Source organism: Williamsia phyllosphaerae (genome assembly GCF_014635305.1).
GTDB lineage: Bacteria > Actinomycetota > Actinomycetes > Mycobacteriales > Mycobacteriaceae > Williamsia_A > Williamsia_A phyllosphaerae.
Genome location: NZ_BMCS01000002.1, coordinates 943,943 through 969,257, shown reverse-complemented (window position 1 = coordinate 969,257; position 25,315 = coordinate 943,943). Strand labels below are relative to the sequence as shown.

Below are 25,315 nucleotides of genomic sequence, written 5' to 3'. Positions count from 1 at the left end.
CCCCAGAGATGACCACGAACAACCCTTCGCCGGGTGAGCACGACCCCTCGCAGTCGGGGCCGCAGTACCCCTACGGTCCGCCGCAGGGGTACGGCCCACCACCCGGGTACGGACCGCCGCAAGGCTATGGACCGCCACCCGGGTACGAGCAGCAGCAGCCGTACTACGGACCGCCTCCCGGGTACGAGCAGCAGCAGGGATACGGCCAACCGCCACAGGGCTACGGGGCGCCGCAGGGCTATGGACCCCAGCCGGGGTACGGGCAGCAGCAGGGTTACGGTCAGCCCCCGGTATGGGGACAGCCCGGCTACGGGCCGCAGCAGGGCTATGTCGCCCAGCCCTCGTCGACCGTCCCCACGATCGCCGCGGTGCTGGCCTTCCTCGGTGCCCTGGCCGCGGTCGTCGCGATCATCGGCGACATCGCCATCGTCTCGATCTCCGACATCGATGTCCCGGGGTGGTTCGTCGGGTACGCCGCCACCGAGGGGTTGGTCGCTGTCGCGCGGTTGGTGGTGCTCGTCGCGGGCGGCGTGTTGTTGCTCCGACGCCGCGTGCTGGGTAGGACGTTGGTCCTCGTCGGGTGCGGTCTCACCATCCTGACGTCGATCGTCGCGTTGGCCATCGTCCAGGGGGCGTCGGTGAACGGCGGTCCAGCCGCCATCGGGTCCGGCGTCGGAACGACCATCGGGTTGGCCTTCCCCATCGTGACCGCGGTGCTCGTGCTCAACTCGGCCACCACGCGATGGTTGAGGTCCGCCTGACGATCGCGAATCCACCGCGCCGGAACTAGAACGTGTTCTACCCTGGGTTCTGACTCGGAATCGGACACGGAGGTCTGCGGTGGCGCTCAGAGTGGTGGAATGGTCGACCGGAACGGTGGGGCGGCACGCGATCGCGGGGATCGACGCACGGCCCGAACTCGAACTGGTCGGGGTGTGGGTGTCGAACCCCGACAAGGTCGGTAAAGACGCAGGCGAGTTGGCCGGTCTCGGCCGTGACCTCGGGGTGGTCGCCACCAACGACCGCGACGCGCTCATCGCCTTGGCGCCCGATTGCATCGTGCACACCGCGATGGTCGACGACCGCATCTTCGAGGCACTCGAGGACCTCATCTTCTTCCTGGAATCCGGGATCAACGTGGTGTCGTCCGGTCCGGTGCTGCTGCAGTTCCCGAAGGGCGTCGTCCCCGACGACCTCGTCGACCGTGTGCAGGCGGCGGGCGTCAAGGGCAATGCCAGCCTGCACGTCAACGGCATCGACCCCGGTTTCGCCAACGACGTTCTACCCCTGGCGATGACGAGCCTGTCGCAGCGTATCGACCAGGTGCGCTGCTACGAGATCGCCGACTATTCGACGTACTACCAACCCGTCGTGATGAGCGACATCTTCGGCTTCGGCAAGTCACTCGACGAGACGCCGATGCTGTTCACGCCGGGCGTGCTGTCGATGGCGTGGGGGAGTGTCGTCCGTCAGATCGCCGCCGGTCTCGGCCTGACCCTCGACGAGCCGTTGGAGGAGAAGGTCGAGCGCTACGCCGCCGAGGAGGACATCTCCACGGTGTCGTGCGACATCGCCACGGGCACCATGGCCGCGGTGCGATTCCAGGTGATCGGCAAGGTCGACGGCGTCGAACGCGTTGTGCTCGACCACATCACCCGTACGCACCCGGCGCAGCGCCCCGACTGGCCGACCCCGAACTCCGGCGACGGGTGCTACCGCATCGAGATCACCGGCGAGCCGATGATGACCGTGGATTTCAGTCATCACGGTGAGCACGGCGACCACAACGTCTCGGGCATGATCGTCACCGCCATGCGACTGGTCAACGCCGTGGAGGCGGTGGTCGCCGCCGAGCCCGGCCTCGTCACCGCGCTCGAGCTCCCGCTCGTCACCGGCCGCGGTCTCATCCCCGCATCGGCGGTCGCCCACGCCTGAACGGACGACCGTAAATCGTTCGCGCTCAGCGGTCTTGTGCTGGACACTTCTCCTCGACCACGAAGGAGAATCCAGTGACCACCCGCATCGGCAACCTCAAGCTGCTCAGCTTCGCCTCCGAGATCGACGACAAGACGATCGAACAGGCCAAGGAGACCGCAGCCCTGCCTTTCGTGCACCCGCACGTGGCGTTGATGCCCGACGCCCACTACGGCAAGGGCTCGGCGGTCGGTACCGTCATCCCGACCGTGGACGCCGTGATCCCGGCGGCGGTGGGAGTCGACATCGGCTGCGGGATGATCGCGGTGCGAACGACTTTCGACGCCGATGCGATCGAGAACTTCGACCGTGCCGAGCTGCGGACGTCCATCGAGTCCGCGATTCCGCTCTCGCCGGGCAACTACAACCGCGCGGTGGACCGCTACCCGTTCACCGCCGGGCGTATCGCGGTGTTGGAGGAGCTGGCCGCGGCCGACGGGGTCGAGCTGTCGCATTCGCCGAAATGGCGTGAGCAGCTCGGTTCGCTCGGCGGTGGTAACCACTTCATCGAACTGTGCCTCGACGAGGAGGATCGGGTGTGGATGTTCCTGCACTCGGGCTCACGCGGCGTCGGCAACCGGATCGCGCAGCGACACATCAAGATCGCGCAGAGGTTGTGTCGGCAGTGGCACATCCCGCTGCCCAACGCCGACCTCGCGTACCTCCCGCACGGGACGTCGGAACTCGATGTGTACCTGCGTGATCTGGCGTGGGCGCAGCGGTTCGCACTCGAGAACCGCGCGGAGATGATGGACCGGTTCCGGCAGGCGTTCGCGCACTGGGTCGGCCACGACGGTGACCCGGCCGGTCTCGAGACCGAGAGGATCAACTGCCACCACAACTACACCGTCCGTGAACACCACGGCGGCAAGGATGTGTGGCTGACCAGGAAGGGTGCCATCGATGCCCACGAGGGTGTCCAAGGCATCATCCCGGGATCGATGGGCACCCGGTCCTACATCGTGACCGGCAAGGGTCACGGTGGTGGCCTCTGCTCCGCGCCGCACGGTGCGGGACGTCGGTTCTCGCGGACCGAGGCCAAGCGTCGCTATACCGAGGCCGACCTCGCGACGGCGATGACCGGCATCGAGTACCGGCACGGCGCGGAGTGGATCGACGAGATCCCGCAGGCGTACAAGGACATAGACGTCGTGATGGCCGACGCCGAGCGGCTCGTGTCGATCGACCACGTGCTGCGGCAGGTGCTCAACGTCAAGGGCACCTGATTCCGATTCGCGCTCCACTTCTGGAGCCACGCTCCACATGCAAGCGGAGCGCCGCAACAGAAGTGGAGCGCGAACTCGGTCCGAGGGTCTACAGGTCCCAGGTGTGCACGGCCTCGCCCTCGTGCATGCGGTCGACGTACTCGCGCAGCATCCCCGACAACGCCTGGGCGCGAGAGTCGCCGGCCGCCTCGCGCGCCGCCACCGACTCCCGTTGCCAGACCGCGCCGGTCTGTCGGCTCAGGCAGCGACCCTCGATCACCGACAGGTATCTGCGTCGCGCGCGTGGCGACACCCCGTACGCGGCCAACCCGGTGTCGGCCAGCGGTAACAGCCGACGCAACACCAGCTCGTCCGGCCGGATCCATCCGACGGTCGGCCAATACAGCTGGGCGTCGAGCCCGTCACGCGCACCGGCGTGCAGGTTCTCGGTGGCCGCGTCGAACGACATCTGCGACCACAGCGGTCGGTCGGCGTCGACCAGACCGCGCAGCACGCCGTAGTAGAACGCCGAGTCGGCCATGGTGTCCAGCACGGTCGGCCCCGCGGGCAGGACGCGGTTCTCGATGCGCAGGTGTGCGTGCCCGTCGACGACGTCGTAGATCGGACGGTTCCAGCGGTAGACGGTCCCGTTGTGCAGCTTGAGTTCCGACAGCTCCGGTATCCGGCCCGCGTCGAGCGTCTCGAGCGGATCCTCGTCGGCACATACCGGCAGCAGGGCGGGGAAGTAGCGGGTGTTCTCCTCGAAGAGATCGAAGATGGTGGTGATCCAGCGTTCGCCGAACCACACGCGCGGCCGCACGCCCTGGTTCTTCAGCTCGAGCGGCCGGGTGTCGGTGGCCTGCTCGAACACCGGGATCCGGCTCTCGTGCCACAGCGCCTTGCCCGCGAAGAAGGGGGAGTTGCCCGCGAGCGCGACCTGCACACCGGCGATGGATTGCGCCGCGTTCCAGTGCGCGGCGAAATCCTCGGGAGCCACGCGCAGATGGAGCTGCACCGAGGTGCACGCCGCCTCGGGCAGGATCGAGTCGGTGGTGGCGACCAACCGCTCGCCCACGCGTTCGGCCCCGAGGGGGACGCCGTCGATGTCGAGAGCGATGTCCTCGCCGCGGGCGGCGAAGATCTGCTGGTTGAGCAGGTCGTAGCGCGGGTTGGCCGAGATCCACTGATGCATCAGGTGATCGGTGCGCAGCGTCGGCAACATCCCGATCATCACGATGTGGTTGTCGGTGGCGGCGGCGCGCGCCTCGGCGCGGTTGAGCGATCCGCGCAGGGCCTGCTCGAGTGCGATGGTGTTGTCGTCGGTCAACGGACGTGGGGCGACGTTGATCTCGATGTTGAACTGGCCGAGCTCGGTCTGGAAGTCCGGGTCAGCGATCGACTGCAGCACAGTCGCATTCGACATCGCCGGGTTCATCGCGCGGTCGATCAGGTTGAGTTCGACCTCCATGCCCAGCAACGGGTCGGGTGCCGATCCGTCGGCGTCGGTGTCGCTGAACAACCCCTCGGCCAGCATCCGCGCGATGGCCTCGGTACCGCGACCCACCTGCTCACGAAAACGGCGGCGGTCCTCCCGTGTGAACTCCCGCTTGGAGACCTCGGCGCCCATCACCCCATCGTGTCACCGATGTCTGATCCCGGGGTGGCGATTGACGCCCCGAACCGCGTGGTCGTCATCTACTGCGATGATCGGCCGTGTGGCACCCGGAAAAGCAGTCGACCCGGCCGAGATGCGATCGGCGATGCTCGTCATCGGTGACTGGCTGCGCGACGACACCGTCGATGCCCCCGCTCGCGCCGAGCTCGCCGCGGCGGTCCGGATGAGCGCCCGCATCCTCGCCCAGATCGCCCCCGGCGCCTCGGTCGAGGTACGGGTGCCGCCGTTCGTCGCGGTGCAGTGCATCCAGGGCCCGCGCCACACCCGCGGAACACCTCCGAATGTCGTGGAGATGGACCCGCGGACGTGGTTGTTGCTCGCAGCCGGCCTCGACGACCTCGCGCACGCCGTGGGCGACGGCCGGGTGACCGCATCGGGGAGTCGGGCGGCCGAGGTCGCGAGTTGGTTGCCGATCGTCCGGATCTGAGTCCGCGAACCCACTACCGCGGTGACCCAGGTCTCAGTATCGGTGAGGTGTGGTGCAGGAGGGACAGACTCACACTCGTCGGATTCGCCCAGCTCAGGGGTTGGCCCGTAGACTTCACCCCAGTCCTGCTGTAATGCCCACCACCCCGGGAGCGCACGTGACCGAGCTGTCGATCCACAGCCCGAACCTTCTCGCCGACCTCAAACCCAGCGCTGAGCTGGACGTCGACGAGAACGAACCCCGAGAAGAGTGCGGTGTCTTCGGAGTCTGGGCGCCGGGGGAGGACGTCGCCAAGCTCAGTTACTACGGCCTGTACGCGCTGCAGCACCGAGGTCAGGAAGCCGCCGGAATCGCCGTCGGTGACGGCTCGCAGGTGCTGGTGTTCAAGGACCTCGGACTGGTCAGCCAGGTGTTCGACGAGCAGACCCTGGCCTCGATGCCGGGCCACGTCGCCATCGGACACTGCCGCTACAGCACCACCGGGTCGACCACCTGGGAGAACTCCCAGCCCATCTTCCGCACGACCGCCGCCGGTACCGGTGTCGCGCTCGGGCACAACGGCAACCTGGTCAACACCTCCGATCTCGCCAGCACCGCGCGCGCCGCAGGTCTGATGGAGTCGCGGCTCAACGGCGGGGCCACCTCGGATTCCGATGTCGTCGGTGCATTGCTCGCACACGGGGCCGCCGACCGCACGATCGAGCAGGCCGCGATGGAGCTGCTGCCCACCCTCAAGGGCGCGTTCTGCCTCACCTTCATGGACGAGCACACCCTCTACGCCGCGCGCGATCCGCATGGCGTCCGCCCGCTGTGCCTCGGCCGGCTCGATCGCGGCTGGGTCGTCGCCTCCGAGACCGCTGCACTCGACATCGTCGGCGCCTCGTTCGTCCGCGACATCGAGCCCGGTGAACTGCTGGCCATCGACGCCGACGGCGTGCGCAGTTCCCGCTTCGCCAAGCCCACCCCGAAGGCCTGCGTCTTCGAGTACGTCTACCTCGCCCGCCCCGACAGCGTCATCAACGGCCGCTCGGTGCACTCCTCGCGTGTCGAGATCGGCCGTCGCCTGGCCCGAGAGTTCCCCGCCGAGGGTGATCTCGTCATCCCGGTGCCCGAGTCCGGGACGCCGGCGGCCACCGGGTTCGCCCAGGAATCGGGCATCCCCTACGGCCAGGGTCTGATGAAGAACGCCTACGTGGGCCGCACCTTCATCCAGCCGTCGCAGACCATCCGGCAGCTCGGTATCCGCCTCAAGCTCAACCCGCTCAAGGAGGTCATCCGTGGCAAACGCCTCGTGGTGGTGGACGATTCGATCGTGCGCGGCAACACCCAGCGCGCGCTGATCCGGATGCTCCGCGAGGCCGGTGCCGCCGAGATCCATGTGCGCATCGCGTCGAGCCCCGTCCGGTGGCCGTGCTTCTACGGCATCGACTTCGCGTCCCCGGCCGAACTCATCGCCAACGGCATGGAGTCCGAGCAGGGCATGGTCGAGGGTGTCCGCCAGGCCATCGGCGCCGACACCCTCGCCTACATCAGCATCGACGAGATGATCGCGGCCACCGAGCAGCCGCAGGATGCGCTCTGCGCGGCCTGTTTCGACGGGAAGTACCCGATCGACCTGCCCACCGAGACCTCCATGGGCAAGGCCGTTCTGGAGACGATGCTGTCGAATGCCGTCGGCGCTGAACCGCTCGCGTCCAACGACAACGTCAGCGCGCTGCGTAGGCCCTGACCGGTGCGCTCGACGGGTGCACGAGGGATCGTGCCACTCGCGCTCGGGTGTGTTGTCCTTGCGACCTCGGCGACAAGACCACGTGCACCCCGATCGAGGTGACTCCGAAGCTCCCGATCACGTCTGAAACGGCGGAGGCGTCAGTGAGCATCGCCCTTGTCGACGTCAGAGCCGGGACGCGGGACAGCAGGGTCAGCGACGCCGACCTGACGTTGCAACGCGTGCGTGGCCAGTGGCTGATCACCGACGTGGCGGTGAAATAGCGGTCACACGGCGTCCGGCTTCGCGGCCGCCGTTTCCGACACCTTCTGAGTGCGCTTGTAGAGCCAGCCGAGCACCAGGACGAAGGCCACGATCCCGACCACCTGGGCCCAGTTGTCGAAGCCCTCGCCGACGATCCGCAGCGGGTCGTCGTCCCCGGATGCGGCGACGATCCCGGCGAACACCACGCCGAACAGGCTCTCGCCCACGATGAGTCCGCACGCGAGGAGCACGCCGAGTCGTTTGGTGCGTTCGACGTTCGTCGCGTTGCGGTCGGCCCAGCGGTTGTAGAAGAACCCGAGCACCGCGCCGATCGGGATGACCAGCGTCAGCGAGATCGGCAGGTACATTCCGAGTCCCACGGCCAGCGGCGGCAGGCGGAATCGGGTCGTGCGGCTCATCGTCTCGTCGATGGCGATCACGGCTGCGCCGATCAGGGCGCCGAGTCCGATGAGGTTCCAGTCCAGCGAGTCGCCGAACACGCCGCTGACGAGTGAGGAGATCAGCGATGCCTGCGGTGCGGCGAGCGCGTCGTCGCCCGCTCCCGGCGCGCCGGCGAACCCGAACGCGGTCTGCATGAGCTGCAGGATCGGCGGGATGACGGCGGAACCGAAGAGGACGCCGATGACCAACGCCACCTGCTGCTTCCACGGCGTCGAGCCGACGAGCTGACCGGTCTTGAGGTCCTGCAGGTTGTCGTTGGAGATGGTCGCGACACCGAACACCACGGCCGTGGTGAACAGCGTGTAGGCGATGAGTGCGGTGGTCTGCGTGTCGCCGGAGTCGCCGAACGTGACCTTGATGAGCAGGGCGGCGCTGATCGCGACCAGGATGCCGACACCGGACAGTGGGCTGTTCGAGGAGCCGATGAGTCCGGCCATGTAACCGCAGACGGCGGCGATGACCAGGCCGAAGACGAGCAGGTAGACCAGGCTGACGGTGATGATCCCGGCGGCGCCGCCGTTGAGCGCGGTGTCGCTGGTGAAGTCCCACAGCAGGAAGCCGATGGGGATGAGCATGAACACCGCGACGCCGGCGACGATCTGGATGGGGATGTCGCGTTCGACGACGTCGACCTCGGTGCCGCCGCGTCGGAGCCGTGCCGAGCGAGCCGACTCGATGATGCCGGTGACGATCGGCCGGATGATGGTGACCAGCGTCCACACCGCGGCGACCGCGATCGCACCCGCGCCGATGAACCGCACATCGGAGGAGAAGGTCGCCGAGACCGTGTCGGCGAGGGCCTCGGACCCGGAGAGCTTGCCCGACGTGAGGATCGGCAACAGGATGCCGTAGGAGATGACCAGGCCCACCACCATCGCGATCGCGACGGTGAGGCCCACCAGGTGTCCGACGCCGATCAGCGCCATGGACAGGCTCGCGCCGACCATGGTGCCGCCGGAACCGACCTTGAACGACGTCGACACCGCGTTGCTGATCACCTTCAGCGACGACACCAGCGAGAAGCCTGCCGCGACCAGGGCGGCCACCGACAACATCCGCAAACCGGTCTTGTTGTCCGCGGCGGCCTGCGCCGAGTCCGACGTGCCCACCTTGAGCACCTCGGCCCCGGCCACCCCCTCGGGGAACGGCAGATCGGTTCCGGTCACCAACGCCCGGCGCAACGGGATGGAGAACGCGACACCCAGGATGCCGCCGGTGGCACACACCGCGGCGGTGACCCAGTACGGGAAGCCGCTCCAGTAGCCGACGATGATCAGCCCGGGGAGCACGAAGATGATCGCCGAGAGCGTTCCGGCGGCCGAGGCGATGGTCTGGACGATGTTGTTCTCGACGATTGAGTGATTCGCGAAGTAGCGCAGAACGCTCATCGAGATCACCGCGGCCGGAATGGAAGTCGCGAAGGTCAGTCCGACCTTGAGGCCGAGGTAGACGTTGGCGGCGGTGAAGACCAGGGTGATGAGCCCGCCGAGCACGACACCGCGCAGGGTCAACTCGCGTACGGCGCTACCCCGGGTACTGCTCACAACGGACATCGAGTCCTCCTCGTCGACCAACGGTGCTGTGCACAGATTATGGGGGGAAGTGGTTCGTGAATGTGCGATGACGGTCGGTTCGACGTGGCGCCGCAGGCGGGAGCAGGGGCGATGGGTCGTCCTCCCCTCCGGTACCGTGTAGCCCGTGACACAACAGGACGCTGATCCCGCAGGTGAGCCGACATCCACTTCGCGGGGGGCTTCCTACGCCGAGGCGGGTGTCGACATCGACGCCGGTGATCGCGCCGTCAAACTCTTCGCTCCACACGCCAAGCGCGCCTCCCGCCCCGAGGTTCTCGGGGGACTCGGCGGCTTCGCCGGACTCTTCGCCCTCAAGGGCACCTACCGGGAACCCGTGCTCGCGGCGTCGACCGACGGTGTCGGCACGAAGCTGGCGGTCGCGCAGGCAATGGGCAAACACGACACCGTGGGCCGCGACCTCGTCGCCATGGTCGTCGACGACCTCGTCGTCTGCGGCGCCGAACCGCTGTTCCTGCAGGACTACATCGCCGTCGGCAAGGTGATCCCGGAGACCGTCGCCGAACTGGTCAAGGGCATCGCCGACGGCTGCGTCGAGGCCGGATGCGCACTACTCGGTGGCGAGACCGCCGAGCACCCCGGTCTGATGGAGAACTCCGACTACGACCTGTCCGCGACCGGCGTCGGCGTGGTCGAGGCCGACTCGGTCCTCTCACCGGATCGCGTCCGACCCGGTGACGTGGTCATCGCGATGGGCTCGTCGGGACTGCACTCCAACGGTTACTCACTCGCCCGCAAGGTCCTGCTCGAATGGGGACACATGGACCTCGGTGGACACGTCGAGGAGTTCGGGCGGACGTTGGGCGAGGAGATGCTCGAACCCACCCGCATCTACGCCAAGGACTGCCTGGCCCTGGCCGCCGAGGCCGATGTCCGGACGTTCTCGCACGTCACCGGCGGCGGGCTCGCCGAGAACCTGGCCCGTGTCATCCCGGCGGGGCTCGCGGCGGAACTCGACCGCGGGACGTGGACGCCGGCACCGATCTTCGCCATGATCGCCCAACGCGGTCGGGTCGAGCGCGCGGAGATGGAACGCACCTTCAACATGGGCGTCGGGATGGTCGCGATCGTGGCCCCCGAGGACACCGACCGGGCGCTCGCGGTGCTGACCGCGCGGCACCTGGACTGCTGGGTGTTGGGGTCGATCAAGAAGTCACACGACGGCAAGGATCAGGCCGGTGCTGCGGGACTGAACGGGGAACACCCGCGGTTCTGACGCCGTGCGGACACGACGATCAGCCGACCGATCAGTGATCGGTCGGCCGTCCAGCCGAGATTCAGGCTCGGCGCCACTCGTCTTCGTCGGCCCAGGCCTCTGCGGGGTCCGGGCGATCGGAGGGGCGTTCTGGTTCGTTCGCCAGCTCTCGCTGCAGGCTCGTCAGGTCCATGTTCGGAGAGCTGTACTTCAGCTCCCGAGCGACCTTCGTCTGCTTTGCTTTTGCTCTGCCGCGGCCCATAGGGGGACCCCCTCGCACAATGACGGGGCGGCCAATCAAGACTGGCGGCCCCATTCTGAGTTTATAAACCTTGTCGTGAGAAACAGTCTAGCGCGCCCGAGGCCACCTTGCGGACCAGCCTCGCCAGGCGATTGCCGCGCCTGTCGCGGCGGCTGCCGGAGACCCGCGGCCTCGTGAGCTGTACACCTGTGTGATTGACGGGAGGCTGTTCGACCGGCGAACGATCTGATCTCCGCCCTCGACACGGCAGGTGGCGTAATGGACCGGCGCGTTCAGGACTGCGCGCGCTCCGACTCGCGAACACGCTTGCGCACCCACCTCGACGCCTCGCGGTGCACCTTGCCCTCGTAGCGGGAGTCGGTGGTCAACACCTCGAGTCCGGAATCGGGTGCATCTCCGACGAACAGCGACCGGACGCGGACGCCGTGTTCCGGACGGGACAGCACCGTCACCGCGTCGCCTGCCTGGATCTGTCCACCCACGACAACCCGCAGGTAGGCGCCGGTGTCGGCGCGTTCGGCGAAGCGCGCGACCCACCGCGTCTCCTCGGCCCACTGGGCGAAGGTGCGACACGGGGTCCGCGGGATGGTGCACTCGACCTCGACGGTGTCGCCGATGCGCCAGCGCTCGCCGACGATCGCGTCGGTCACCTCGATCCCGTCGATGCGGAGGTTCTCACCGAACCAGCCCGCGGGCAGGTCACGGTCGAGATCCCCGGCCCACCGACTCGCCTCGGTCTCGCTGTAGGCGTAAACCGCCTGATCCACGCCACCGTGGTGTTTGGTGTCACAGATCAGGTCGCCGTCGACCCCTTCGGCCGAGACCGTCACCGGCCCGGTGATCGGGGATTTCGCGATCCCGCTGTCGCCGATGCGCTCGAGGTGGACCGGGGCGTGCGCGGCACACACGGCCAGCACGGTGCCCTGCGCGAGAGGTGCGCTCATCGCGACCGCAGCCCTTCGATCGCAGCTCGACCGGCCTGGATGCGGTCGTCGGCCCGCAGCGAGGTCGGGTCGATGGTCGCGTCGGCGCCACCCGCGACGAGCGGGGTGTCGACGGGGACCGACCGCTTGATCAGCGCCAGCGCGATCGGGCCGTACTCGTAGTGGTCGATGACCGTTCCGACGCGACCGATCGCACGGCCCTCGGCGGTGACCGGATCGCCGGTGGACGGCCGCGTGTCGGCGCTGCCGTCGAGCTGCAGCAGGACCAACCGCCGGGGCGGCTTGCCCAGGTTGTGCACGCGCGCAACGGTCTCCTGTCCGCGGTAGCACCCCTTCTCGAGGTGCACGGCGCCGAACTCGTCGGGTCCGCCGATCCACTCGACCTCGTGCGGGATGGTCCGGTCGTCGGTGTCGAGACCCAGGCGCGGGAACCCGGCCGCGACCCGCAGGGCCTCGTAGGTCCACATGCCCGCGGGCTTGGCGCCGGCCTCGGTGAGCCGTTGCCACCACTCGGTGAGCTGGGTCGCGGGCACCATCACGTCGACGCGCGGCATCGTCCGGACGCCGATCGAGTCGGGATCGCCGAACGGCGGCATGATGCGCCAGAAGCCCGACGGCTCGTCGTCGTGGCGCTGCTCGGGGAAGCGACCGGCCTGATAGGTCGAGGCATGCGCGGGGATCTCGAGGAGATCGGCGATCGGTCCGGTGACGGTGTCGGGACCCAGCAGCGTCAGGATCGCGAGGTCGTCACGCAGCACGGGTTCGGCCTTGGCCCAGAAGACCATCTTCTGCAGGAAGCCGAGCAGCGGGTCGAGGCGCTCGCGCTCGGTGTCGAGGAAGGTGAGCTCGTCGATGTCGGTGACGACGAAATGATCTTCCACCCGACCGTTGAGGTCGAGGCTGAGGTTCTCCGCCGAGGTGCGGTCGGCGAGGTTGCTGACGAACTGACTGGAGATCGTGTGCAGCCAGCTCAGTCGCTCGTCGCCGCTGATCTCGATGATCCCGCGGTGTGAACGGTCGATCACGACGGCGGAGCGTTCGGCCGAACGCTGCTCCGCCAGTGGATCTCCGAAGTGCCAGGCGACTCCGGAATCGGGTGATTCATCGGGTCCACCGACCGCGCCGGCGGACCGCTGCGCGACTAGGAGGGGAGAGGGGGTGGCGGTGGGGCCGCCGAGCGAGTCGGTCACTCATCCATCGTACGAGCACCCGCTAGGCTGACGCCCATGTCGCAACCGATCCTCGTGACCATCGACGGTGCCGTTCTCGACCCTGACGTGCCTTTTCTGCATGCCGACGACCTCGCGGCGGTGCGTGGCGACGGCATCTTCGAGACCCTTCTGGTGCGTGAGGGCACCGCCCGATGCGTGGGTCTGCATCTCAAGCGGCTCGGCCGCAGCGCCGCCGCGCTGGATCTGCCGAAGCCTGACATCGAGGCCTGGCGGTCGGCGATCGACACCGGTCAGCGGGTCTGGGCCGACAAGAACGGCAAGTCGACCGAGGGCATGATGCGGCTCGTCTACTCCCGTGGTCGGGAGAGTGCGCCCGCCGGCGCGGTGGTCGAACGCGACCACGCCGAGACCGGCATCACGCGTGAATCCAACGAGGCGACGGCCTACCTGACCGTTGGTCCCGTGCCCGCACGGGTCGCGACCTCGCGCGCCGACGGCGTGAAGGTCATCACGCTGCCGCGCGGCTATTCCATCGATCACGCGGCCGACGCACCGTGGCAGCTGATCGGCGCGAAGACTCTGAGCTACGCGACGAACATGGCCGCATTGCGATACGCATCCGGGCAGGGCGTCGACGACGTGATCTACACCAGCAGCGAGGGCGATGTGCTCGAGAGTCCCCGGGCGACGGTCGTGGTTCTCAACGGTGACGCGTTGCTGACGCCGCCGGCGAAGAATGGGATCCTGCACGGGACGGCGCAGCAGGCTCTGTTCGCGCTGGCCGAGAAAGAGGGTTTCCGGACCGAGACCCGACGTCTCCGGACCGCGGATCTCATTGCCGCCGACGGGGTCTGGCTGCTCTCCAGCATCACTCTCGCCGCCCGGGTGACCGAGCTCAACGGGTACACCATGCCCGTCCCGGCCCGAGCCGAGGAGTTCGGTCTGCTGGTCGATCGGGCCATCTCCACCTGACGTCGCCGTTCGGCCTCCGGCCGACCGTTGCGTGAACGTCCTCGGCGCCCGTCCTGTGGTGCACGAGACACCCCTGACCTCTGGCGATCAGTGCTGCCCAGGTCTACGGTCGGCTGTAGTACTACGGACGGTAGTAGCACCACTCGGACAGTGAGGTCCCGTGATGAACGCGCTCGACATCTCGCGATGGCAATTCGGGATCACGACGGTCTACCACTTCATCCTGGTGCCGCTGACGATCGGTCTGGCGCCGATGGTCGCGGTGATGCAGACCGTGTGGACCATCACCGGGAACGAGCAGTGGTACCGCGCCACCAAGTTCTTCGGGAAATTGTTCCTGATCAACTTCGCACTCGGTGTCGCCACCGGGATCGTGCAGGAGTTCCAGTTCGGGATGAACTGGAGCGAGTACAGCCGCTTCGTCGGCGACGTCTTCGGTGCGCCGCTGGCTCTCGAGGGTCTCGTCGCGTTCTTCCTCGAGTCCACCTTTCTGGGTCTTTGGATCTTCGGGTGGGCGCGACTGCCGAAGAAGGTGCATCTCGCCTGCATCTGGCTCGTCGCGATCGGTGTCAACGCCTCCGCCTACTTCATCATCGCGGCCAACTCCTGGATGCAGCACCCGGTCGGGGCGCGCTTCAACCCTGAGACCAAACGAGCTGAACTCGTGGACTTCTGGGCCGTGATGACCAACAACACCGCACTGTCGGCGTTCCCACATGCGGTCGCCGGATCGTTCCTCACCGCGGGTACCTTCGTCGCCGGCATCGGCCTGTGGTGGATGATCCGAAACTCACGGCGGGCGAAGCGGACCGTCGACGTCGAACTGGCGTCGACGCTGCGTACCGACGCCCGCACCCTGTACCGACCGGTGACGCGGTTCGCACTGTGGGTGATCGTCGTCTCCGGTGTTGCGCTCGCAATCACCGGAGATGTGCAGGGCAAGTTGATGTTCGAGCAGCAGCCGATGAAGATGGCGTCGGCGGAGTCGCTGTGTCACACCGAGACCGGTGCGTCCTTCTCATTGTTGACGATCGGCACGCACAACAACTGTGACTCGATCACCCGGGTCATCCAGCTGCCGAATCTCACATCGTTCCTGGCGACCAACACCTTCGACGCGACGCTGCCCGGCGTCGCCGAGATGCAGCAGCACTACAACGAGACCGTCGGACCGGGTGACTACCGACCCAACCTCTTCGTCACGTACTGGGCATTCCGCGCGATGATCGGCTGGGCCGCGGGCTCCGCGCTGCTGGCACTGGCGGGACTGTGGTTCACCCGCAAGGGGCGGGTGCCCGACTCGAAGTGGCTGGGGCGCCTGGCGATCGCGGCCATCCCGACCCCGTTCCTGGCCAACAGTTCCGGCTGGGTGTTCACCGAGATGGGCCGTCAGCCCTGGATGGTGGTGCCCAACCCGACGGGCGACCCGAACATCCACCTGACCGTGCAGCAGGGGGTCTCGAACAACTCGAGCGCGACCGTGCTGGTGTCGCTGATCACGTTCACGCTGGTATACGGCGTGTTGGCAGTGGTCTGGTTCTCACTGATCCGCCGTTACGCGGTCGAGGGGCCGCTGGCCCACGACGCCCACCCGCCGACCGACGACTCGCCGCCCGACGGCGACGACGCAGACGATGTGGCGTCCGAGAAGCTTTCGTTTGCCTACTAGGTGAGAGGTCGGTTCCGATGAGTCTTCCGGAGATCTGGTTCGTGGTGGTGGCCGTGCTGTTCGCCGGCTACTTCCTGCTCGAGGGGTTCGACTTCGGGGTAGGCATGTTGATGCCGTTCGTCGGACGACGACGCGGCGAGACGTCGGAGGAGGGCGATGTCCGACGGCGCGTACTGATCAACACCATCGGCCCGGTGTGGGACGGCAACGAGGTGTGGGTCATCACCGGGGCGGGCGCGATGTTCGCGGCGTTCCCCGGTTGGTACGCAACGATGTTCAGTGCGCTGTACCTGCCGCTGCTGCTGATTCTCGTGGGACTCATCGCGCGGGTGGTGGCCATCGAGTGGCGGGGCAAGATCGACGACCCCCGCTGGCGACGGTGGTGCGATGTCGGCATCGGACTGGGCTCGTGGTTGCCGGCCTTTCTGTGGGGAGTCGCGTTCGCGAACCTCATGCGTGGGTTGCCCATCGATTCCGGCCACCAGTTCGTCGGCGGCGTCGGCGATCTCGTCCATCCCTACGCCCTGCTCGGCGGTGCTGCGACGACCATCCTGTTCCTCACGCACGGAGCGGTGTTCCTCTCGCTGAAGACCGCGGACGAGATGCGTGTCGCGTCGATGACCGTAGCCCGTCGCCTCGCCGTTCCCGCTGCCGTGGTGGTGCTTGCCTTCGGGCTGTGGAACCAGGCGGAGCACGGAACCGACGTCACCGCAATCGCTCTCGCGGTTGCCGCGGTCGCGGCCGTCCTGACCGCGGTGGCCACGACGGCGCGACGTGAGGCATCGGCGTTCGCGGCCACGAGCCTGACCATCGCGGCGGTGGCGGTGATCGTCTTCGGCACACTGTGGCAGGCGCTGATCCCCTCGACCATCGATCCCGCCTTCGACCTGGCCATCGCGGGTGCCGCCTCGAGCCACTACACACTCACCGTGATCAGCTGGGCATCGATCGTGATGGTCCCGGTGGTCGTCGGCTATCAGGCGTGGACGTACTGGGTCTTCCGGCAACGGATCTCGACCCGCGACATCCCGTCGTCGATCGGGCTGTCGATGCGCGCGCCCACCGACACGGTTGCCGAGGATCGGTCGCGATGAGCACGACACCGCGACCGCCGATCGACCCCCGACTGCTGCGGCGGTCCCCGAGCGCACGCCGCTACGTCGTGCTCACCAGCGTCATGGGGGTGGTCACGGCGGCGGCGGTCATCGTCGGCGCGGTGGCCATCGCCGCGATCCTCTCCGAGTTGGTCACCGACCCCGGCGCGAGGTCGGTGGACGCGCAGCAGGCGCACCTGGTGATGCTGGCGGTGGCATTCGTCGTCCGGGTGGTCGCGACCCTGTTCCAGGACCGATACGCCCATCGTGCGTCGGCGGCGGTGATCGCCGAACTCCGGGGCGCGGCGCTGCGGACACTCACCGACCCGGCACACACGAGCCCGCGCGACCTACAGCGCAGGCGCGGCGATCTGGTGACCGTCCTGACCCGGGGACTCGAGGGACTGGGTCCGTACCTGACGTCGTTCGTGCCATCGCTGGTGCTGTCGGTGACCGTCACGCCGGCGGTGATCGTCGTGATGGCCTTCACCGACCTCACGTCCGCGGTGATCGTCGTCGTGACGCTGCCGCTGATCCCGGTGTTCATGGTCCTCATCGGTCTGATGACCCGGCACCGGACCCGTGCACGCCTCGACGCGATGAACCGACAGGCCGCCCAGCTGCTCGATCTCGTGGCCGGCATTCCCACCCTGCGTGCGCTGCACCGTGCCGACGAGCCCGCCGATCGTGTCAGTGCGTTGGGTCAGGCGAACCGGCGTTCGACGATGGGCGCGCTCCGGATCGCGTTCCTCTCCGGCGCGGTCCTCGAGCTGTTGGCGACGCTGTGCGTCGCCGTCGTGGCCGTGGGAATCGGGTTGCGGCTGGTGTACGGCGACATGGGCCTCTACGCGGGCATCCTCGCTTTGATCCTGGCCCCGGAGGTCTACCTGCCGCTGCGGTCGGTGGGCACGCAGTTCCACAACTCCGAGGCCGGTCGCGTCGCCGCCGACGATGTCCTCGCGATCCTCGACCCGCCAGTTGGGCACGTACACCCATCAGTTGGGCACCTACACGCGTCGAGTGCCCAACCAACGTCGGTAAGTGCCCAACCAACGTCCGTACGTGCCCAGTCGACGTCCGTAACCGCCCAGTCGACGGGGGTGGAGTTCGTGGGCGTGGGGATCGTGGACCGCGACGGGTGGGCCCCGCGCGGCCTCACCGCACGGTGCGAACGCGGCGCGATCACCGTCATCACCGGCGACAACGGCACCGGGAAGAGCACCACCCTGCAGGCCATCGCCGGCCTGATCCGCCCCGACGAGGGCGTCGTGTTGATCGGCGACACCCCCGTGTCCGGGCCAGCCGTCGGCGACATCGCCTGGCTGGCCGAGCCGCCGGTGGTGTTACCCGGCAGCGTCGCCGACAACCTCTCGCTCTTCGACGCCGACCGCTCGTCGATCGACACCGCCGCGCGTGCCGTCGGTTTCGACACCGTCGTGCGGGAACTACCCGACGGCATCGACACCCTGATCGGCACCGGTGGGGTGGGCATCTCGGCCGGCCAGCGACAACGCCTTGCGCTCACCCGGGTGCTGGCGTCGCCCGCGCGGCTGCTGCTCCTCGACGAGCCCACCGCACACCTCGACGACGAGTCCGAGGCCCGGGTGATGGACGCCCTGCGCGCCCGCGCCGCCGCGGGCGACACGGTGATCGTCGTCAGTCACCGCCCGGCTGTGCTCGCGTGCGCCGAGCGCGTGATCGAGATGGGTGCGGTCCGTGTCTGATCCGCTGATACGCGCGCTGCGACTGCTCGGACTCCGCGCCGGACCGGTCGCCAAGTCCCTGCTGCTCGGCGCCGCGGCCGCGATGAGCGCACTCGCGCTGGCCGGGTTGTCGGCGTGGTTGATCACCCGGGCGTGGCAGATGCCGCCGGTGCTGGCGTTGTCGGTGGCGGTCACCGCCGTTCGTGCACTGGGTATCTCGCGAGCCCTGCTGCGGTATCTCGAACGCCTGGCCACGCACGATCTCGCGCTCGACGCGATGGCCACCGCCCGTGCGCGGCTCTACCGCGCGCTGGCGGGCGGGTCGCCGTCGTACTCGGTGACGTTGCGTCGCGCCGAGATCGTCTCGCGCAGCGGCGACGACATCGACGAGGTGGGCAACGCCCTCATCCGAGGACTCATCCCCATCGGATCCGCAGCGGTCACCGCGATCGCCGCCGTCGCGGTCATGGCGTGGATATCGCCGTGGGCAGGCGTCGCGATGGCCGCCGCGTGGGTTCTCGCCGGAGTCGTGGCCCCGATCGCGGCCGCCGCGGGCGCCGCCCGCTCGGAACGCGACGCCCACACCGCGCGCGACGAGGTCGCCGAGATCACCACCACGCTGCTGTGGCACGCACCGGAGCTCGTCGTGGCCGGCCGTCGGGACCGGCTGCTGAGCCGAGCCGAGGACGCCGAACGTCGGGCGCTCGAGGCCCATGACCGAGGTCGACGCACCGAATCCCTCGCGGCCGCGGTACTGCCCGCCGCCCTCGCGCTCACGACGGTGACCGCATCCCTTATCGCCCTGGGGATGAGCTCGACGTCGAACGCCACGACCATCGGTGTGCTGATCCTGTTACCGCTAAGCGCTTTCGAGACCGCCGGTTCGCTCATCGATGCCGGTCGGCAGCTCCACCGCAGCCGCCTCGCCTCGGCGCGGGTGATGGACCTCGTCGACGGCGCCGGCCCGGTCACCGACCTCTCGCCCGTACCCCGACCGACCCTGCCCCGGCCGACCCTGTCCCGACCGATCCCGCCCGATGTGACTCCGACTGTGCGGACCGACGGCCTGCGGTGGGGTCACACGGGCACCACTGTGTTCGGCCCCGACACCGACCTCGACTCCATCGAACCCGGCGACCGCGTCGCGATCGTCGGGCCGAGCGGGTGCGGCAAGACGACCCTGCTGCTCACGCTCGCCGGTCTGCTCGACCCCGTTGCCGGTGCGGTGCACACGCCGGGCTCGACGCCCGACGACGCGGTGCGCTACTTCGGGGAGGACGGCCACGTCTTCGCGACGACGGTGCGGGAGAACCTCCTCGTGTCCCGGGGTGACGCCGCCGACGAACTGCTGCACCAGGTTCTCGGCTCGGTCGGCCTGCACCGCTGGGTGGTCGGCCTGCCCGACGGCCTCGACACCGTCCTCGACAGCGGCGCCGACGCGATGAGCGCGGGGCAACGCCGACGTCTGCTGCTCGCGCGTGCGGTGATAAACCCGGCACCCGTGCTGCTACTCGACGAGCCGTGCGAGCATCTCGACCGCACCGAGTCCGACCGACTGCACCGCGCGCTGCTCGACCCCGACAGCGGGTTGATCGCACCGGATCGCACCGTCGTCCTGGTGACCCACCGACTGCCGTCGGACACCGGTACGGCTCGCGTGGTGGATCTCGGTTGTCAACGCCGACAGGCGCGGTCGCGTTCGCGGGCCGCGTAAATCCCGAATCGATTAATCCGTTGCCGACCGGTCGGAGCGCGCGTAGCGTCGTGCGTACACGAGGAAGGAGGTGGTCTGCAGTTGAAAAACATATGGACACGTGAGGTGACCATCAGTTAGGTGGCGTGTTGCCCGGGTTCCCCGGTGCGAAACCGCCCGTCACGGTTGACGTGACAGCGGCGCCGTCACCCTGCGAATCCCCGGTGGTCGCCCGGCCCCCGCATCCCTGTCATGTCCTGACAGGCTCGGCTCCCCAAGGGAGCGGTGCGGGGGTCGTCCCATGTCCGGGGTCGGGTCAGCCCCTGAGGGCAGGCCTGGCCCGGTCAGGCCCGGTCGGAGCTCCGGTTGGCGTCCGACGCCATCGTCATGGTGGTGCTCTGTCCGTCGATCGCCTCACGGATCAGGTCGGCATGACCGCTGTGCTGCGCGGTCTCGCGGAAGAGGTGCAGCAGGATGCGCCGCACCGTGTGGTGCTGGCGGACCGGCGCCCACGGCGCCGTCGGGACGGGGATCAACAGGTCCAGGTCGGGCACGGTCGCGATGAACTCGTCGGTGCGCTGCGCCTGATCGCGGTACTCGGCCAGCCAGTCCGCGAACGTCTCGCCGTCGATCAGCGTGTAGGCGTTCTCGGCGCCGGCCACGTCGAACTCGGCGTCGGGATCGGCCTCGGCGATCGTGGTGATCCAGTACTTCTCGACATTTGTCAGGTGCTTCACGAGACCGCCGAGGGTCAGCTCGCTGACGGTGGATGCCTTGCGCGCGTCGTCCTCGGAGAGTCCATCGAGAGTGACGAGGAGTGCCTTGCGCTGATCTCCGTAGATCTCGATCAGCGTCTCGCGTTCGCCCGGCACATTCGCGCTCGCAATCATCATCCTGTCAGCTTCTCACCAACAGGGCATTGCGCGCATCAACCCTTAGTCCAGTATCCGACACACCTCAGTAGTGCTACTTCACTGACGGGACGTCAGCCGATGTGACGTTGCAACTTGGCGGAGAGGCGGGGGACGAGGTCGCCGTCGGCGTCGACACGTTCTTCCACGTAGGCGAGGTCACCGTCCTCCACGAGACCGTAAAGACGCTTGGCGCCACCGATCTGACGACCGTCGGCCGTGCCGGACGCCGACGTGATCACCACATCGGTCACGAGTTCCCAGGACGTCTGGTTCAACGGCGAGCCGTAGAACAGCTCGATCCACCCCTCGGCGTGCGTCAGGAGGAACTCGATCGTCTCGTCGCTGTCGGGACCGCTGATCCGCCAGAATCCCGACTCGCGCAGGCTGGGGCCGACGTACTGGGCGTCGTCGTCGATCACCCAGGAGCGCGACTCCCAGCTCAGGTAGTTCTGTCCGTCGTGACTGATGACGATCTGCTGCCCGAAGTGGTAGGCGCCCGAAGCCGGGTCGTTACCCTCGCCCAGACCGCGCCAGACACCGACCAGGGGCAGAAGGCCGAGGAGACCCGGATGCAGATCCGGGCCCTGGCGTAGGTTGGCGGTGTCGTCGGGCAACGGGAGCCCGGCGAGATTCGGGATGTTGGCGTCGGCGGTGTGCGCGGCGCGCTCCTCGGCGGCCGCGATCGCGTCATTGCCCGCGATGACGGGCGGCGTCGGTTCCGCGCCGGACTCGTCATCGGTCGGCATGTGTGTCCCCGTGGGGTGTGAGCGCAGCGGGGGTGCGGATCACGACTCGTCGTTGATCAACCGGTACAGCGTGTACAGGCCGAACCAGACGATCGCGAGCGTCGCAATGACCAGCAGGACTTCGAAGAAGATGACCACGTCCCCGATTCTACGACGAAACGTCGAGACCGCGTCACGCCGGTACTCATCGAGGGGTCACAGGGTGCCCGCGTCGCGCACGTGTGTCCGCAGCCGGTCGAGAACCTCGCCGAGTGACACGACGTCCGTCTCGTCGAGGGGCGCGAAGAACAGGCGCTGCACCAGGTCCACGTGACCGGCGGACGCGGACTCCAGGGCGACGCGGCCGGCCGACGTCAGAGTCGCATCGGTGGCCCGACCGTCGGTTCGCGACGGATGTCGCTCGGTCAGCCCGCGGCTGCACATCCGCTTCAGGTGATGCGACAGCCGACTGCGTTCCCATCCGATCTCGGTCGCTAGTTCGGTGAGCCCGCGTCGTCCGTCCTCGCTGTCGGCCAGGGCGACGAGCACCGAGTAGTCGGCGAGGGAGAGATCGGCGTCCTCGGAGAGCTGGCGGTTCATCTCGTAGGTCATCTGCAATGAGAGCCCCATGTACGAGCGCCACGTCTGCTGCTGCGCAGGCGTCAGCCACGGGGTGCCCCGCGGCTGGCCTTTACGTGACATGTCATGTACTTTCGGGTCACCGATCATCCGGGCGACGATCGCCCTCCGATCATCACCATAGAGGTTCCCGTGACGAATCCCACCAGCGCGAATCCGTCCGATGCAATCGCAGATGTCATGCGCCGCAACGTCCTCGAGGTGTTCAACACCACTGACGACTCCGCCCGGCGCGAGCTGATCGAGGCTCTCTACGACCCCGACGCGGACTTCTACGACGCCGAGGGATCGGTGTCCGGGCACGACGCGATCGACGCGAAGATCCGAACGCTGCAGCTCGACGCACCGGGGCTGACGTTCACCGTCAGCGTCGAGCCCGCCGTCATCGACGACCTCGGCAGGATCTCCTGGGCGCTGGGGCCTGCGGGCGCGCCCGCGGTGGTGAGCGGGATGGACGTCGCACACGTCCGGGCGGGCAGGTTCACCGCGCTCTACACATTCGTCGACCCGCGGTAGTCACACACGAAGAAACGAGTCGCCCCCACCGCGATGCGATGAGGGCGACTCGTTGTCGAGATGACGTGGGTCAGGCCGGGGCGACCGTCACGTCGTGTTCGAACACGCCGGTTCCGTCCGGGGTCACGGTGGTCTCACCGTTGCCCCGCGACGAGAGCGCGCGGATGGTCCACGTGCCGGGCGCCGCGAAGAACCGGAAGTCGCCGGTTCCGCTCGCGACGACCTCGGCGGTGAACTCGCGGGTCCCGTCGAGCAGGCGGACGAACGCGCCCGCCACGGGCGATCCGTCAGCGTCGAGAACCTGACCGGTCAGGACGGTCTCCTTCTCGACGTCGACTCCGGCGGGCAGTTTCTGCCCCTGTTTCGGTGCTGCACACATGTCTATTCTCCGAGCTCGATGGGGGCGCCGACCAGAGAGCCGTATTCGGTCCAGCTGCCGTCGTAGTTCTTGACGTTGTCGTAGCCGAGCAGCTGGGTCAGTGCGAACCAGCTGTGCGACGAGCGCTCGCCGATGCGGCAGTAGGCGATGGTGCCCTTGGCGGGGTCGATACCGACACCGTCGTAGAGCTCCTTGAGCTCTTCGTCGGACTTGAAGGTGCCGTCCTCGTTCGCGGCCTTGCTCCACGGCACGTTGACCGCGCCGGGGATGTGGCCGGGACGCTGGCTCTGCTCCTGCGGGAGGTGCGCAGGCGCCAGGATCTTGCCCGAGTACTCGTCGGGCGAACGGATGTCGAGCAGGTTCTTGGTACCGATGGCGTCGATGACCTCGTCGCGGAACGCGCGGATCGACAGGTCGGGGGCCTCCGCCTTGTACGAGGTGGCCTGGCGCGACACGGCGTCGGTCGACAGCGGGCGGCCGTCGAGCTCCCACTTCTTGCGTCCACCGTCGAGCAGGCGGACGTCCTTGTGGCCGTACAGCTTGAAGTACCAGTAGGCGTACGCGGCGAACCAGTTGTTGTTGCCGCCGTAGAGGATCACGGTGTCGTCGTTGGCGACGCCGCGTGCCGACAGAAGATCGGAGAACTGCTCCTGGTTGAGGAAGTCGCGACGGACCTGGTCCTGCAGGTCGGCCTTCCAGTCGAGCTTGATCGCGCCGGCGATGTGGCCGCCGTCGTAGGCGGTGGTGTCCTCGTCGACCTCGACGAGCACGACCTTGTCGGTGTTCAGGTTCTGCTCAGCCCAGTCGGCGCTGACCAGGACATCGGAGCGAGCCATGGTGTTCCTTTCGTAGGGACGTACGTGATGTTTGCCCGAAGAATTGTTCGGTGGGATGCGCGCAGCGAGATACGCCGCGGATGGAACGGATGTGGCCGGGTGGCGGTGATACCGCGAGAGACCCGACTAGCGACAGCAGCAGGTGGCGAAACGACAGAAGTCGATCGCCCGGCGGCGGGTGAGCAAGAGCTCACGGCGCGTCAGCATGGGGTCGAGGGTAACAAAGGCCGCGCGGGCATCTGACCGGCGGCTCAGCATGGTGGTCGGTGCAGCTGGCCATCGGAGAGGCAGGTGTACATCATGTAGATCTCGGTGTCCTGCGCGGTCAGGAAGAGTCCGGGGTCCCAGGTCTGGGTTCGCGGTGTGCCCTCGATCATGATGTCGCTGCCGCTGCTCCGGGCGGACGTTGCCGTCGCGCCCCACGCCATCGGGAGGTCGGCGATGGTCGCGGAGAACCGGTCGAGCACGGCTCGCCTGTCCGCCTCGGCGACCGTCGTCTCGGAGTGCTCCTCGGGTCCGTCGTAGAAGTCGGTGGCAACGAGGCGGAGCGCACCCCCGACCGCCGAGAGATCGACGGTCACGCTCACCTTCACGTCGGGTCGTCCGGGCCTGGGCGACACGCTGCCCGTGAGCAGCACGCCCGATGTCCGGCTGAGCAATCCGTCCTGGGGACCGCCACCGCCTGCTCTGCCCTCGGGAGCGGGCGTGTTCACCGTGAGGTCGTCGATCTCGAGCAGGCGCCCCATCGCGACGGAGTCGAGCGTCGTCGACGCCGTGGCGGATCCGACCTCCATGAACACGGCGCCCTGGGGGAACGGGTTCGTGATCGACGCCCTGTCGACGCGAACGTCGCGGAGTCGAGTACGCAGATCGGCATGGCAAGGGTCCCCGACGGTGCAGGTGCCGCCGCGGTAAACGGGCACGGCACGCGCCGTGATGCCGATGGACGAGTATCGACCGTCGGACACCGAGCGGAATGCGGGGAAGCCCGAGATCGTGACCTCGGGTTCGAAGGGGAGCCCGCGATTGCCATTCGTCGGGTGCACGAATGCGCGCGCGAAGCTGCGCTCGGCATTGATCGCGAACCCGGTGTCGATTCCGAGTAGCGCGACGACCACGACGACAAGCCCCAGGGCGAGGAGCGTGAGGGTTCTGCGCACTCGAAAACCCTCCGTTCGACAGTGCCGCATCAACGGCTGGTAACAGGCTGGAGCGATATTGCGGTTATTCTGACACCTGTCTCACACACGTTGGTAAATCTGAGTACATATGGCGATCAACTGAGATCGGAGTGG

23 protein-coding genes are annotated in these 25,315 nt (G+C 67.9%); 12 read left to right on the top strand and 11 right to left on the bottom strand.

The window, feature by feature from the left end; all coding sequences use genetic code 11:
- Positions 1–8 precede the first annotated feature (8 nt).
- The 3 genes from IEV93_RS18460 (at position 9) to IEV93_RS18450 (ending at position 3,200) form a co-directional block, all read left to right on the top strand.
- Positions 9–761 carry a hypothetical protein gene (locus tag IEV93_RS18460; protein WP_188491530.1) on the top strand — a complete coding sequence of 251 codons (753 nt, stop codon included), beginning with the start codon at positions 9–11 and terminating at the stop codon, positions 759–761.
- Positions 762–840: 79 nt separating this feature from the next.
- The gene (locus IEV93_RS18455) at positions 841–1,935 is read left to right on the top strand and encodes an NAD(P)H-dependent amine dehydrogenase family protein (protein WP_188491528.1); all 1,095 of its coding nucleotides are present in this window, start codon (positions 841–843) and stop codon (positions 1,933–1,935) included.
- 74 nt (positions 1,936–2,009) lie between these two features.
- Positions 2,010–3,200 carry an RtcB family protein gene (locus tag IEV93_RS18450; RefSeq protein ID WP_229705302.1) on the top strand — a complete coding sequence of 397 codons (1,191 nt, stop codon included), beginning with the start codon at positions 2,010–2,012 and terminating at the stop codon, positions 3,198–3,200.
- An 88-nt stretch (positions 3,201–3,288) separates the two neighbouring features.
- On the opposite strand, the gene IEV93_RS18445 is transcribed toward IEV93_RS18450, so the two are convergent.
- Complete coding sequence (locus tag IEV93_RS18445) at positions 3,289–4,806, bottom strand: glutamate-cysteine ligase family protein (protein ID WP_188491526.1); 1,518 nt, start codon at positions 4,804–4,806, stop codon at positions 3,289–3,291.
- 88 nt (positions 4,807–4,894) lie between these two features.
- Between IEV93_RS18445 and IEV93_RS18440 the strand changes: the two genes are divergently transcribed.
- Together IEV93_RS18440 and purF are read left to right on the top strand one after the other, a co-directional pair.
- Entirely contained in the window at positions 4,895–5,281 is a 387-nt protein-coding gene (locus IEV93_RS18440) for a sterol carrier family protein (protein WP_188491785.1), read from the top strand.
- 157 nt (positions 5,282–5,438) lie between these two features.
- Positions 5,439–7,010 (top strand): amidophosphoribosyltransferase, encoded by a 1,572-nt coding sequence (purF, locus tag IEV93_RS18435; RefSeq protein ID WP_188491524.1) that lies wholly within the window; start codon positions 5,439–5,441, stop codon positions 7,008–7,010.
- Between the two features lie 266 nt (positions 7,011–7,276).
- Here the strand turns inward: purF and IEV93_RS18430 are convergent, their stop codons facing one another.
- Positions 7,277–9,268, bottom strand: coding sequence for an OPT family oligopeptide transporter (locus tag IEV93_RS18430; protein ID WP_188491522.1), 1,992 nt, complete (start codon positions 9,266–9,268; stop codon positions 7,277–7,279).
- A gap of 145 nt (positions 9,269–9,413) precedes the next feature.
- Here IEV93_RS18430 and purM point away from each other — a divergent pair, with 145 nt between their 5' ends.
- The gene (gene purM, locus IEV93_RS18425; protein ID WP_188491520.1) at positions 9,414–10,523 is read left to right on the top strand and encodes a phosphoribosylformylglycinamidine cyclo-ligase; all 1,110 of its coding nucleotides are present in this window, start codon (positions 9,414–9,416) and stop codon (positions 10,521–10,523) included.
- 61 nt (positions 10,524–10,584) lie between these two features.
- On the opposite strand, the gene IEV93_RS18420 is transcribed toward purM, so the two are convergent.
- From IEV93_RS18420 to ygfZ, 3 genes are all read right to left on the bottom strand, one after another.
- Positions 10,585–10,764, bottom strand: coding sequence for a DUF3073 domain-containing protein (locus IEV93_RS18420; RefSeq protein ID WP_188491518.1), 180 nt, complete (start codon positions 10,762–10,764; stop codon positions 10,585–10,587).
- 272 nt (positions 10,765–11,036) lie between these two features.
- On the bottom strand, positions 11,037–11,708 hold the full coding sequence (locus IEV93_RS18415) for an MOSC domain-containing protein (protein WP_188491517.1): 672 nt from the start codon (positions 11,706–11,708) through the stop codon (positions 11,037–11,039).
- Positions 11,705–12,898, bottom strand: a complete 1,194-nt coding sequence (gene ygfZ / locus IEV93_RS18410) for a CAF17-like 4Fe-4S cluster assembly/insertion protein YgfZ (protein ID WP_188491515.1) — start codon at positions 12,896–12,898, stop codon at positions 11,705–11,707. The genes IEV93_RS18415 and ygfZ overlap by 4 nt, the downstream gene beginning before the upstream one ends.
- Before the next feature lie 36 nt (positions 12,899–12,934).
- Here ygfZ and IEV93_RS18405 point away from each other — a divergent pair, with 36 nt between their 5' ends.
- The 5 genes from IEV93_RS18405 (at position 12,935) to cydC (ending at position 20,032) form a co-directional block, all read left to right on the top strand.
- A complete protein-coding gene (locus IEV93_RS18405; protein WP_188491513.1) occupies positions 12,935–13,852 on the top strand; it encodes an aminodeoxychorismate lyase in 918 nt (305 codons plus the stop codon).
- A gap of 163 nt (positions 13,853–14,015) precedes the next feature.
- The gene (locus tag IEV93_RS18400; RefSeq protein WP_188491511.1) at positions 14,016–15,521 is read left to right on the top strand and encodes a cytochrome ubiquinol oxidase subunit I; all 1,506 of its coding nucleotides are present in this window, start codon (positions 14,016–14,018) and stop codon (positions 15,519–15,521) included.
- Positions 15,522–15,538: 17 nt separating this feature from the next.
- Entirely contained in the window at positions 15,539–16,615 is a 1,077-nt protein-coding gene (gene cydB, locus IEV93_RS18395) for a cytochrome d ubiquinol oxidase subunit II (protein ID WP_188491509.1), read from the top strand.
- Positions 16,612–18,339 carry a thiol reductant ABC exporter subunit CydD gene (gene cydD / locus IEV93_RS18390; RefSeq protein WP_188491507.1) on the top strand — a complete coding sequence of 576 codons (1,728 nt, stop codon included), beginning with the start codon at positions 16,612–16,614 and terminating at the stop codon, positions 18,337–18,339. The genes cydB and cydD overlap by 4 nt, the downstream gene beginning before the upstream one ends.
- Positions 18,332–20,032, top strand: a complete 1,701-nt coding sequence (cydC, locus tag IEV93_RS18385; protein ID WP_188491504.1) for a thiol reductant ABC exporter subunit CydC — start codon at positions 18,332–18,334, stop codon at positions 20,030–20,032. Before cydD ends, cydC begins: the two co-directional genes overlap by 8 nt.
- A 323-nt stretch (positions 20,033–20,355) precedes the next feature.
- Here the strand turns inward: cydC and IEV93_RS18380 are convergent, their stop codons facing one another.
- The 3 genes from IEV93_RS18380 to IEV93_RS18370 all read right to left on the bottom strand — a co-directional run bounded on the left by IEV93_RS18380 (position 20,356) and on the right by IEV93_RS18370 (position 22,352).
- On the bottom strand, positions 20,356–20,904 hold the full coding sequence (locus tag IEV93_RS18380; RefSeq protein ID WP_188491502.1) for a DinB family protein: 549 nt from the start codon (positions 20,902–20,904) through the stop codon (positions 20,356–20,358).
- Between the two features lie 92 nt (positions 20,905–20,996).
- Complete coding sequence (locus tag IEV93_RS18375) at positions 20,997–21,671, bottom strand: heme-binding beta-barrel domain-containing protein (RefSeq protein ID WP_188491500.1); 675 nt, start codon at positions 21,669–21,671, stop codon at positions 20,997–20,999.
- Between the two features lie 195 nt (positions 21,672–21,866).
- Positions 21,867–22,352 (bottom strand): MarR family winged helix-turn-helix transcriptional regulator, encoded by a 486-nt coding sequence (locus IEV93_RS18370; protein WP_188491498.1) that lies wholly within the window; start codon positions 22,350–22,352, stop codon positions 21,867–21,869.
- Between the two features lie 69 nt (positions 22,353–22,421).
- On the opposite strand from IEV93_RS18370, the gene IEV93_RS18365 reads away from it, so the two are divergent.
- Complete coding sequence (locus IEV93_RS18365) at positions 22,422–22,805, top strand: nuclear transport factor 2 family protein (protein ID WP_188491496.1); 384 nt, start codon at positions 22,422–22,424, stop codon at positions 22,803–22,805.
- Positions 22,806–22,875: 70 nt separating this feature from the next.
- Here IEV93_RS18365 and IEV93_RS18360 read toward each other — a convergent pair whose 3' ends face one another.
- The 3 genes from IEV93_RS18360 to IEV93_RS18350 form a co-directional block, all read right to left on the bottom strand.
- Positions 22,876–23,184 carry a DUF1416 domain-containing protein gene (locus IEV93_RS18360; protein ID WP_188491494.1) on the bottom strand — a complete coding sequence of 103 codons (309 nt, stop codon included), beginning with the start codon at positions 23,182–23,184 and terminating at the stop codon, positions 22,876–22,878.
- 2 nt (positions 23,185–23,186) lie between these two features.
- The gene (locus IEV93_RS18355) at positions 23,187–24,020 is read right to left on the bottom strand and encodes a sulfurtransferase (protein ID WP_188491492.1); all 834 of its coding nucleotides are present in this window, start codon (positions 24,018–24,020) and stop codon (positions 23,187–23,189) included.
- A gap of 251 nt (positions 24,021–24,271) precedes the next feature.
- Positions 24,272–25,180 (bottom strand): LmeA family phospholipid-binding protein, encoded by a 909-nt coding sequence (locus tag IEV93_RS18350; RefSeq protein WP_229705300.1) that lies wholly within the window; start codon positions 25,178–25,180, stop codon positions 24,272–24,274.
- Between the last annotated feature and the right edge of the window lie 135 nt (positions 25,181–25,315).

Excerpts from the sequence above, each read along its gene's own strand:
- IEV93_RS18460 (WP_188491530.1), top strand. The coding sequence starts at position 9 with ATGACCACGAACAACCCTTCGCCGGGTGAGCACGACCCCTCGCAGTCG.
- IEV93_RS18445 (WP_188491526.1), bottom strand. The coding sequence starts at position 4,806 with ATGGGCGCCGAGGTCTCCAAGCGGGAGTTCACACGGGAGGACCGCCGC.
- IEV93_RS18430 (WP_188491522.1), bottom strand. The coding sequence starts at position 9,268 with ATGTCCGTTGTGAGCAGTACCCGGGGTAGCGCCGTACGCGAGTTGACC.
- IEV93_RS18420 (WP_188491518.1), bottom strand. The coding sequence starts at position 10,764 with ATGGGCCGCGGCAGAGCAAAAGCAAAGCAGACGAAGGTCGCTCGGGAG.
- IEV93_RS18415 (WP_188491517.1), bottom strand. The coding sequence starts at position 11,708 with ATGAGCGCACCTCTCGCGCAGGGCACCGTGCTGGCCGTGTGTGCCGCG.
- IEV93_RS18405 (WP_188491513.1), top strand. The coding sequence starts at position 12,935 with ATGTCGCAACCGATCCTCGTGACCATCGACGGTGCCGTTCTCGACCCT.
- IEV93_RS18400 (WP_188491511.1), top strand. The coding sequence starts at position 14,016 with ATGAACGCGCTCGACATCTCGCGATGGCAATTCGGGATCACGACGGTC.
- cydB (WP_188491509.1), top strand. The coding sequence starts at position 15,539 with ATGAGTCTTCCGGAGATCTGGTTCGTGGTGGTGGCCGTGCTGTTCGCC.
- cydD (WP_188491507.1), top strand. The coding sequence starts at position 16,612 with ATGAGCACGACACCGCGACCGCCGATCGACCCCCGACTGCTGCGGCGG.
- IEV93_RS18380 (WP_188491502.1), bottom strand. The coding sequence starts at position 20,904 with ATGATGATTGCGAGCGCGAATGTGCCGGGCGAACGCGAGACGCTGATC.
- IEV93_RS18375 (WP_188491500.1), bottom strand. The coding sequence starts at position 21,671 with ATGCCGACCGATGACGAGTCCGGCGCGGAACCGACGCCGCCCGTCATC.
- IEV93_RS18370 (WP_188491498.1), bottom strand. The coding sequence starts at position 22,352 with ATGTCACGTAAAGGCCAGCCGCGGGGCACCCCGTGGCTGACGCCTGCG.
- IEV93_RS18360 (WP_188491494.1), bottom strand. The coding sequence starts at position 23,184 with ATGTGTGCAGCACCGAAACAGGGGCAGAAACTGCCCGCCGGAGTCGAC.
- IEV93_RS18355 (WP_188491492.1), bottom strand. The coding sequence starts at position 24,020 with ATGGCTCGCTCCGATGTCCTGGTCAGCGCCGACTGGGCTGAGCAGAAC.